General features: G+C 67.3%; 6 protein-coding genes. 1 reads left to right on the top strand and 5 read right to left on the bottom strand.

What is annotated here, in order from left to right; all coding sequences use genetic code 11:
* The 3 genes from ACE3Q3_RS13195 to ACE3Q3_RS13185 form a co-directional block, all read right to left on the bottom strand.
* A partial coding sequence (locus ACE3Q3_RS13195; protein ID WP_374446772.1) for a hypothetical protein occupies positions 1-338 on the bottom strand: 338 nt, incomplete at its 3' end.
* Positions 322-639 carry a hypothetical protein gene (locus ACE3Q3_RS13190; protein ID WP_374446770.1) on the bottom strand — a complete coding sequence of 106 codons (318 nt, stop codon included), beginning with the start codon at positions 637-639 and terminating at the stop codon, positions 322-324. The genes ACE3Q3_RS13190 and ACE3Q3_RS13195, both read right to left, overlap by 17 nt.
* 140 nt (positions 640-779) lie before the next feature.
* Entirely contained in the window at positions 780-2,174 is a 1,395-nt protein-coding gene (locus ACE3Q3_RS13185) for an aminotransferase (RefSeq protein WP_374446769.1), read from the bottom strand.
* A gap of 162 nt (positions 2,175-2,336) precedes the next feature.
* Between ACE3Q3_RS13185 and ACE3Q3_RS13180 the strand changes: the two genes are divergently transcribed.
* Positions 2,337-3,473 carry a branched-chain amino acid ABC transporter substrate-binding protein gene (locus tag ACE3Q3_RS13180; protein ID WP_374446768.1) on the top strand — a complete coding sequence of 379 codons (1,137 nt, stop codon included), beginning with the start codon at positions 2,337-2,339 and terminating at the stop codon, positions 3,471-3,473.
* Here the strand turns inward: ACE3Q3_RS13180 and ACE3Q3_RS13175 are convergent.
* The gene (locus ACE3Q3_RS13175) at positions 3,443-3,946 is read right to left on the bottom strand and encodes a group III truncated hemoglobin (protein WP_374446766.1); all 504 of its coding nucleotides are present in this window, start codon (positions 3,944-3,946) and stop codon (positions 3,443-3,445) included. The two genes, ACE3Q3_RS13180 and ACE3Q3_RS13175, sit on opposite strands and share 31 nt — an antisense overlap.
* A gap of 92 nt (positions 3,947-4,038) precedes the next feature.
* Entirely contained in the window at positions 4,039-4,530 is a 492-nt protein-coding gene (locus tag ACE3Q3_RS13170; RefSeq protein WP_374446765.1) for a GNAT family N-acetyltransferase, read from the bottom strand.
* Positions 4,531-4,556 lie beyond the last annotated feature (26 nt).

Here is a 4,556-nt window from a genome sequence, read left to right as displayed (position 1 = left end):
CGCGACTGCTGAAGCTCAACAAATGTCGCCGCAATATTTTTGATCCTATCATCAAGCGGATTGACGACCAATTTCGAAAGAGAGTTGTCAAACGGAATGTCTTTCGAAAACAATCTGCAAGCTTCACGCATCGTAGCATGCTGAAATCCACGAGCCACTTTACTACGCAGTCCCGATGGATGGCGCGGAAAGGTTAGAATCGCCTCTTCGATCAGATAGTGAAATAATCCATAATATGCTGATGAAATAGATCTTCGCAAGCTAGCTTGTCTAGGTTTTTTCTTCTCCCTTCCAAGAAGATGCCGAGACTGCTCCAGAAGATCAACTGACAGCGTCATCGGAGCCGACCTCCTCCACATCGATATAAGGCCAAAGTCCGATCTCGGAATTTAAAATCTTCTCTCTAATTCTCGATGTTAACTCATATATCTTCCGTTCATCATCCTTTGACCAGGACCGTTCGCTGTCAGATTGCAAAAAAATCCAAACGGCTTTTTCGCCGTTGGAATCCTCTCCAAATTCCAGCCGAAATCCGGATACAAACGATCCCTTTATTTCTTCGCGAACGACCGCCCGCGCTGCTTCAAGCTGAGCTTCAGTTGGCGGGGCCGGCACTCCAGGTGGCCACATTGACGTCATTTCCGCTCCGTTCTCTGAGGCCAAGCGACGCAAACATCGGAGTGCTCGCGTCACTCACAACCCGCCCCCATACGGGACGCAACTGTGGCAGCTTCGTGGGGCGCTTGGGTTGCCAACAAACACCCCACCCCCCACATCGATCAGGCGGCCTTGGCCAGCCCCTCGGCCTTCAGCGTCGCATAGACGTCGTCGAGCGCCTTGCCGAACCGGACCATCATCTCGCCGATCTGCTCCTCGGAGATGATGAGCGGCGGGGTGAAGGCGATGCGGTCGCCGATCGCGCGGACGATCAGGCCATGCTCGGCGGCCTTGTTCATGACGGCGATGCCGACCTTGCGCTCGGCCGGGAACGGCACGCGCTTGGCGCCGTCCTGCATCAGTTCGACGCCGGCGATGAGGCCGACGCCGCGGACGTCGCCGACCAGCGGATGGCCGCGGAACTTCTCGAGCCCGCCGAGGAAGGCCGGGCTGACGGCCCGGACATGGCCGAAGATGTCCCGCTCCTCGTAGATCTTCTGGGTCTCGAGCGCGACCGCACAGGCGACCGGGTGGGCGCCGTAGGTGAAGCCGTGGCCGAACGTGCCGTGCGTCTCGCTCTGCTTCACCATCGCCTCGTAGATCTTCTCCGAGATCATGAGGGCCGAGAGCGGCTGGTAGGAGGCGGTCAGGGCCTTGGCGCAGGACAGCATGTCCGGCTTCATGCCGTAGGTCTCGGAGCCCCAGCGGTTGCCGGTGCGCCCGAAGCCGCAGATGACCTCGTCGGCGACCAGCAGCACGTCATACTTCTTCAGCACCGCCTGGATCTTGTCCCAGTAGGTCCGGGGCGGGGTCAGCGCGCCGCCGCCGCCCTGCACCGGCTCACCGAAGAAGGCGGCCACCGTCTCCGGCCCCTCGGCCAGGATCAGCTTCTCGAGATTGGCGGCCATGCGGTCGGAGAACTGCTCCTCCGTCTCGCCCTCCTCGTGGCCGCGATAGTAGTTGGGGTTGTCGGTGTGCTTGAAGCCCGGCAGCGGAATGTCGAAGCCGGCGCGCATGTGCGGCTGGCCGGAGATCGACACCGACGCGATCGTGTTGCCGTGGTAGCCGCGCTCGCGGCCGATGATCTTCTTCTTCTGCGGCCGGCCCAGCGCGTTGTTGTAGTACCAGATCAGCTTGACGGCGGCGTCGTTGCACTCCGAGCCGGAGCACTGGAAGAGCACCTTCGACATCTTCACGGGCGCGATCGAGATCAGCTTCTCGGCGAGGTCGGTCGCCAGGGTGTGCCCGTTGCCGAAGAACGTGTGGTAGTAGGGCAGCTCCAGCAGCTGCTTGTAGGCGACGTCGGCCAGGCGCTTCTCGCTGAAGCCGAGCGACGCGCACCACAGGCCGGCCATGCCCTCGATGTATTCCTTGCCGTTCTCGTCGTAGACGTAGATGCCGTTCCCCTTGGTGAACAGCGTTCCGCCGTGCTCCTTGTGGGCCTTGAGGTCGGTTTGCTGGTGGACGTGGAAGGCGATGTCGCGGGCCATCGCCGAGTTCGGGCGGATCGCGTTCATGGTTGCGGGTCTCCTAGGGGGGACGAGGCGGCAGCGTGCGCCGGCGCCAGAATAGCAAAGGATGGGCCGGCCGCCTCCCCCGATCGCACGCGCGATGACATTGTCGAAGCCGTCTTCCGCTGCTAGACGGGAAATCGCCTCTCCCGACGGAGCCTCGCCCCGATGCGCCCTTCCCGCTTCGCCGCTTCCGCCCTCGGGGCGCTGGCGCTGTTGCTCGCCGCCGCCCTGCCGGCCCGCGCCGCGGAGATCGCGGTCGCCACGGTCGGCCCGATGACCGGCCAGTACGCCATCTTCGGCGAGCAGCTGCGCCGCGGCGCCGACCTCGCCGTTCGCACGATCAACCAAGCGGGCGGCGTGCTCGGCCGCCAGCTCCGGCTCGAGGTCGGCGACGATGCCTGCGATCCCAAGCAGGCGGTCGCGGTCGCCAACCGGCTGGCGACGCGGCGGGTCGCCCTGGTCGCCGGCCACTACTGCTCCTCCTCCTCGATCCCGGCCTCGGCGGTCTACCACGAGGCGGGCATCCTCCAGATCACGCCCGCCTCGACCGCCCCCGCGCTCACCGACGACGCGGCCAAGCGCGGCTGGAAGACGGTCTTCCGCACCTATGGCCGCGACGATGCCCAGGCCCGCGTCTCCGGCCGGCTGCTGGCGGAGCGCTTCGGCGCGGTCCCCGTCGCCATCCTGCACGACAAGACCTCCTACGGCCGCGGCCTCGCCGACGAGACCCGCGCCGTCTACCGCAAGGCCGGCCACCGCGAGGCGATGTACGAGGCCATCACCGCCGGCGACAAGGACTTCACCGCGCTCGTCAGCCGGATGAAGGCGGCGCGCATCGGCGCCATCTATCTTGGCGGCTACCACACCGAGGCCGGGCTGATCGCCCGCCAGGCGCGCGAACAGGGCCTGGACGCGGTCCTGGTCTCCGGCGACGCGCTGGTGACCGACGAATTCTGGAAGATCGCCGGCCCCGCCGGCAACGGCACCCTGATGACCTTCGCCCCCGACCCGCGCCGCGCGCCGGCCGCCGCGGCCATCGTCGGCCGCTTCCGCGCCGAGGGCTACGAGCCCGAGGGCTATGCCCTCTACAGCTATGCCGCGGTCCAGGTCTGGGCCGAAGCCGCCGCCCGGGCGAAGTCGGTCAAGGCGTCGTCCGTCGCCGCGGCCCTGCGCGCCGGCACCTTCGACACCGTGGTCGGCCAGATGCGCTTCGATGCCAAGGGCGACGTGCTGGCACCGAAATATGCCGTCTACGTCTGGAAGGACGGCCGCTACGAGGAGGCGATCCCGGCCGACCGCTGATCGGCCGCCTCGCCCATCCACTGCGGCCGCGGCCGCTTCGCCGGCGGCACGCGCCCCTGGTGGAAGGCGATGCCGAGCTCGAAGCTCTCGGCGATGCGGTGGGCGCGCTCGACGAAATGGGCCGCCGCCGCCGGCGGACACTCCCGGCGCGCCGTCGTCTCGAACAGCACCAGCCAGCGGTCGAAATGGGCGCGCTCCAGGTCCATGCGCATGTGCGGCGGCATCGGCCGGCCGTGGTAGCGGCCGGTCATCAGCGCCACCGAGGACCAGAAATCGCACATCCGGCCGAGATGCCGGTCCCAGTCGGCGATGCGGGCGTCGAAGATCGGGCCGAGCACGGCATCGGCGCGGACCGCGCCATAGAAGGCATGCACGAGGCGCCGGATCATCGCCTCGTCGATCCCGGTGCGCTGCATCACGTCGAGCGTCAGGAGCTGGCGCCGTTCCGCACCGCCGTCCGGCAGGTCGTCCATCGTCGATCCCTCCACATATCCGACCGGGAAGCTCGGACTTTCGGCCGGCGGCCGCAACGGGGGTGCGACACCGCGTCTCCCGCCCGAGCCCGCTATCCGCACTCCAGCGGGCGGACGAGGTAGCGAACGGCCTTGCCGCGATCGGCCAGGTGTGCCCGGCCGACCTCGGAGAAGCCCAGCGCCGCATGGAACGCATCGGAAGCCGGGTTGGGCGGCTCGCGGTTCACCTCGCAGACGACGCGGTCGTGACCGGCGGCGCGGGCGGCCGTGAAGAGGTCGGCATAGAGGGCCCGCGCCAGCCCCTGGCCGCGCGCCGTGGCCGCGACGACCACCCGGTCGACATAGACGAAGCGCGCGTACTGCCGGCGGAACCACAGGAAGTTCGGGCTGTCGTAGTCGGCGTCCTGGTCGAAGGCGACAAGGAGCGCCGCCCCCTCGCCGGCCACCCGGACGCGGAACGCCGACGCGAAGAGCCGCGCCAGGCCGTCGGCCGTCAGCTCCGACAGTTCGACGGCGTGCTGGTTGTTGAGGGCGAGCAGCGCCGCGGCGTCGGCCGGCGAGGGCGCGCGCAGCCGGTTCGTCATCCGGCCCCGACCACGGCCTGCTCGAC

Source organism: Allostella sp. (assembly GCF_041913585.1).
Classification (GTDB): Bacteria; Pseudomonadota; Alphaproteobacteria; order ATCC43930; family Allostellaceae; genus Allostella.
The sequence above is the reverse complement of the archived record's forward strand: the minus strand, read 5'-3'. Positions and strand labels throughout refer to the sequence as shown.

Excerpts from the sequence above, each read along its gene's own strand:
- ACE3Q3_RS13175 (WP_374446766.1), bottom strand. The coding sequence starts at position 3,946 with ATGGACGACCTGCCGGACGGCGGTGCGGAACGGCGCCAGCTCCTGACG.
- ACE3Q3_RS13185 (WP_374446769.1), bottom strand. The coding sequence starts at position 2,174 with ATGAACGCGATCCGCCCGAACTCGGCGATGGCCCGCGACATCGCCTTC.
- ACE3Q3_RS13170 (WP_374446765.1), bottom strand. The coding sequence starts at position 4,530 with ATGACGAACCGGCTGCGCGCGCCCTCGCCGGCCGACGCCGCGGCGCTG.
- ACE3Q3_RS13180 (WP_374446768.1), top strand. The coding sequence starts at position 2,337 with ATGCGCCCTTCCCGCTTCGCCGCTTCCGCCCTCGGGGCGCTGGCGCTG.
- ACE3Q3_RS13190 (WP_374446770.1), bottom strand. The coding sequence starts at position 639 with ATGACGTCAATGTGGCCACCTGGAGTGCCGGCCCCGCCAACTGAAGCT.